The 1,117-nt window shown below is 57.6% G+C and carries 1 protein-coding gene; it reads left to right on the top strand.

The window, feature by feature from the left end:
- Positions 1 to 1,072 (top strand): IS66 family transposase (gene tnpC / locus ACIOWA_RS28080; RefSeq protein ID WP_401162941.1); only part of this gene is annotated, 1,072 nt, incomplete at its 5' end.
- Positions 1,073 to 1,117 lie beyond the last annotated feature (45 nt).

Genomic DNA, 1,117 nt, shown 5'->3' with positions numbered 1-1,117 from the left:
CGGTTGTGAAATGGCACCGGTCATCGCTGACAAGCCAGCGCAGTTAATCGAAAAGAGCATGGCCAGCCCAAGCGTTCTGGCGATGCTGCTGACCACCAAGTATGTCGATGGCTTGCCGCTGCACCGTTTCGAAACGGTGCTGAGTCGCCATGGCATAGAAATCCCGCGCCAGACGCTGGCCCGCTGGATCATCCAATGCGGCGAGCATCTGCAACCGCTGTTGAATCTGATGCGCGACCGCTTATTGGAAAGCCCGGTCATCCACTGCGATGAAACCCGCGTCCAGGTACTCAAAGAACCGGATCGCGACCCGACCAGCCAATCGTGGATGTGGGTGCAGGCCAGCGGGCCGCCGGATCGAAAAGTGGTGTTGTTCGACTACACCTCCAGCCGTGCGCAGGAAGTGCCACTGCGCCTGCTGGAAAGTTATCGCGGCTATGTCATGACCGACGATTACGCCGGCTATAACGCGTTGGCGCTGCAACCCGGTGTTGAGCGATTGGCGTGCATGGCCCATGCACGGCGCAAGTTTGTCGAGGCGCAAAAAGTACAGCCGAAAGGTAAAACCGGGCGCGCGGATATCGCGCTGGCAATGATCAACAAGCTGTACGGCGTCGAGCGTGAACTCAAGGACGTGAGTGATGAACAACGTTTTATCGGTCGCCAGGAAAAGAGCTTGCCGGTACTGGCGCAGTTGAAAAGCTGGCTGGAGAAAACCCAGTCCCAGGTCACGCCGCAAAGCGTGCTGGGTAAGGCGGTTAATTATCTTGCCAACAACTGGAGCCGGCTGGAGCGTTACGTGGAAGCTGGATTTTTACCGATCGACAACAACCCGGCAGAGCGCGCAATAAAACCGTTTGTGATCGGGCGCAAGGCCTGGCTGTTCAGTGACACGCCCAAAGGGGCGACAGCCAGTGCGCAGATCTATAGCTTGATCGAGACAGCAAAGGTCAACGGCCAAGAGCCCTATACGTGGCTGCGCCACGTACTTGAGCGGTTGCCGCATGCCTCGTCAGTAGAGGACTATGAGGCCTTGCTTCCGTGGAACTGCTCACCGGAGATGCCACGGTAAATCAAAGCCTCATCCTGCGGTAGGTGGGGTTTATGGATCGGTTAC

Source organism: Pseudomonas sp. NPDC087614 (assembly GCF_044743485.1).
In the GTDB taxonomy this organism is placed as follows: Bacteria; Pseudomonadota; Gammaproteobacteria; order Pseudomonadales; family Pseudomonadaceae; genus Aquipseudomonas; species Aquipseudomonas baetica_A.
This window is presented reverse-complemented; position numbering and strand designations above follow the sequence as displayed.